The organism is Rathayibacter sp. AY1A3, from assembly GCF_002930975.1.
GTDB lineage: Bacteria > Actinomycetota > Actinomycetes > Actinomycetales > Microbacteriaceae > Rathayibacter.
The window spans coordinates 1-1,367 of the sequence record NZ_PSTO01000082.1 but is presented as its reverse complement, the minus strand read 5'-3'; the positions used below and the strand labels follow the sequence as shown (position 1 = coordinate 1,367).

The following is a 1,367-nucleotide window of genomic DNA, read 5'->3' as shown; positions in this document are numbered from 1 at the left end:
GGGCGGGGGCGTTCCGGCGGGGACGGACGGAGCGGGCTCGCACCGCGGACCGCCTCGGACGAGCTCCGCGATCCGCAGTACCCGGTCGACCGACGTCCGGGCGGACGGGTCGTGTGCTGGGACCCGCGCGGACCTCCGCGGTCGGCGGGACGTCGTGTCCTGTTCGCCTGCCGCCCCTTGCCCGCGCGCCGCTCCGCGCGCACCCTGGAGTCATGACCGCCTGGAGCCCTCTCGAGATCGTCGGCGCCGTGGTGATCGCCCTCGCGCTGATCGGGCTCGCCGTCGCGGCCGTGGCGGTCGGAGCGGGCGACGAGATCGCGTTCATCGGCGTGCTGGTCGCCTTCGCGGTCGCGGTCACCGGGCTCGGCCTCCACATCGCCGGCCGCGAGGCGCGGTACCGCCGCGACAACCGGTGACGCCGACGCGCTCCCGCCGCGACGACCACTGAGGAGGCGCGCTCCCGCCGCGGCGGCCGCTCAGCGGGACGCGCCCCGCCGCGACGGCCGCTGATCGGGGGGCGCCCCGCCGCGACGGCACTCGGCCGGTCAGTGCCCCAGCTCCACCAGCAGCACGCCGGCGATGATCAGGCCGATCCCGCCGAGCATCGTCCAGGTCAGCGGGTCCTGGAACAGCCAGCGGCCGAGCACCGCGGTCAGCGCGACTCCGACCGCCGCCCAGATCCCATAGGCCACCCCGATCGGCATGCCCTGCGCGAGCGCCCCGGCCAGCAGCGTGAACGCGACGACGTAGCCGACTCCGACCACGACGTACCAGCGCTTCCGGCCGTCCGTCGCGGGTTTGAGGCTCATCGTCGCGGCGACCTCGGTGAGGATCGCGCCCAAGAGCAGCAGCCAGGCCATCAGCGCACCGCCCGGCGCGCGGCCTGCGCTCGCTGCGAGCCGATCTCGACCATCAGCACGCCCGCGATGATCAGCACCAGCCCGATCGTCATCACGCCCGTCAGCGGCTGCCCGAAGAGCACGGCCGCGAGGACCGCCGTCAGCGCGACGCCGCACGCGCCCCACACGCCGTAGGCGACTCCGATCGGCATGCCGGCCTTGAGCACCCGGCTGAGGAGGACGAACGCCGCCAGGTAGCCCGCCACTACGAGGGCGTACCAGCCCGGCGACTCGATGGCGGCCTGGAGGGCGAGCGACGCCGTCACCTCGGTGAGGATCGCGCCGGTGAGGAGCACCCAGCTCATCGCGTGCCGTGGGATCGCGTCATCCGGCCAGCGTAGGTCGGGCGCGGAGGCGTGCGCCCGCAGAACGAGAGCGCAGTGCCCGGAGACGGGGTGGGAACGATCGTTCTCCGGGCAGTGGCGCGCTCACCGCGCGAAGTGCTCGCGCACCTCCTCCTGCCAGCGC

At 74.8% G+C, this 1,367-nt stretch carries 3 protein-coding genes; 1 reads left to right on the top strand and 2 read right to left on the bottom strand.

The window, feature by feature from the left end:
- Window positions 1–212 precede the first annotated feature (212 nt).
- Window positions 213–416 (top strand): hypothetical protein, encoded by a 204-nt coding sequence (locus C5C10_RS17390; RefSeq protein WP_104256386.1) that lies wholly within the window; start codon window positions 213–215, stop codon window positions 414–416.
- A gap of 129 nt (window positions 417–545) precedes the next feature.
- On the opposite strand, the gene C5C10_RS17385 is transcribed toward C5C10_RS17390, so the two are convergent.
- Window positions 546–860, bottom strand: a complete 315-nt coding sequence (locus tag C5C10_RS17385) for a multidrug efflux SMR transporter (protein WP_104329881.1) — start codon at window positions 858–860, stop codon at window positions 546–548.
- A complete protein-coding gene (locus tag C5C10_RS17380) occupies window positions 860–1,204 on the bottom strand; it encodes a multidrug efflux SMR transporter (RefSeq protein WP_104269826.1) in 345 nt (114 codons plus the stop codon). The genes C5C10_RS17385 and C5C10_RS17380 overlap by 1 nt, the downstream gene beginning before the upstream one ends.
- Window positions 1,205–1,367 lie beyond the last annotated feature (163 nt).